The following is a 1,323-nucleotide window of genomic DNA, read 5'->3' on the forward strand; positions in this document are numbered from 1 at the left end:
TGAGGTTACCCTCGTTTAGTGGACACCCTATTTGTACGGATCTTGTGTCCGTAGGAGAGGATGTTCATTGTGAGTCAACAGCGCAAGAAGTACACGCCGGAGTACCGGCGTGAAGCCGCGAACCTTGTAATCGAGTCAGAGCGCCCGATCGCTCATGTGGCTAAGGAGATTGGCGTCTCCGCCGGGCTTTTAGGCCGGTGGGTCAAACTCGAGCGTGAACGCCGAGGGGCCTCGGATGGGATGAGTGAGGCGGATCTTCGTGCTGAGAATGCCCGTCTGCGCCGTGAGTTGGCGGAAGCCAAGATGGATAATGAGTTCTTGTCAAAAGCGACAGCCTTCTTCGCCGCGAAGCAACGCGAGCAGAAAAGTTCGAATTGATGCAGCAGGAGAAGGCAAACTACAGCATCAAACGCATGGCACGGCTATTAAAAGTGTCTCGGTCTGGATACTACAAATGGGCTGATACGCAGCAGAAGCGACTATCTGGCGAAAATGATCGTGCTGCATTTTACGATGGCGTTGACCGAAAGATTCATCAGATTTGGAAAGACTCCGATGAGGTTTATGGTGCTCCGCGGATCACCGCAGAACTTACCGAGCGCTACCAGATCACCCTGAATCGCAAGACTGTGGCTAAGCGGATGCGCATGATGGGCATTGAAGGGATTTCACCGCGTGCCTTTGTCCCGGTGACAACGATTCAATCCAAGCGTAAGTCAGCTCTTCCTGACCTGGTCAAGCGCATGTTTGATACTGGTGAGCTCAACCGAGTGTGGATGTCGGATATTACCTACCTACGCACCAGCGAGGGATGGTTGTACTTGTGTGCGGTCCGCGACGGCCATTCCCGCAGGGTGCTGGGATGGGCAATGGATAGCGTTCAAGATACATGCCTGGTCGAACGGGCCCTGCGGATGGCACATACACTGCGCGGTGACGTTCCTAATGGGCTGGTGTTCCACGCTGACCGCGGAACGCAATTTACCAGCGAGAAGCTCTGGGAAGTCTGCCATAACCTGGGCATTGCTCAGTCTGTGGGGCGTACTGGTGTGTGCTTTGATAACGCGATGGCTGAGTCGTTCTGGTCGACGCTTAAAACCGAGTTCTACGACCGTAAGCGTTGGCCTACCCGCGATGCTGCGCGCAAGGCCGTTGCCTACTGGATGGAAGTCGTTTACAACCGTCGGCGCCGGCACTCTGCACTAGGAATGGTCAGCCCCGTCGACTTCGAAAACCACATTGGTCTAACCACCAGTAGAAAAGAAATAGCTGCCTAAGCACTAGGTAGCCCCACTACGTGTCCACGATTTGCGGGCAACCCCA

General features: G+C 54.8%; 1 protein-coding gene. It reads left to right on the top strand.

Annotated elements, in window-relative coordinates:
- Positions 1-60: 60 nt before the first annotated feature.
- Positions 61-1,277, top strand: a protein-coding gene (locus QP965_RS11400; protein ID WP_101679514.1) for an IS3 family transposase whose coding sequence is annotated in 2 segments (ribosomal slippage) — positions 61-322 and positions 322-1,277 — 1,218 coding nt in all. Because the reading frame shifts where the segments join, the coding sequence is not laid out codon by codon here.
- Positions 1,278-1,323: the final 46 nt, after the last annotated feature.

The organism is Corynebacterium sp. MSK074, from assembly GCF_030229735.1.
Classification (GTDB): domain Bacteria; phylum Actinomycetota; class Actinomycetes; order Mycobacteriales; family Mycobacteriaceae; genus Corynebacterium.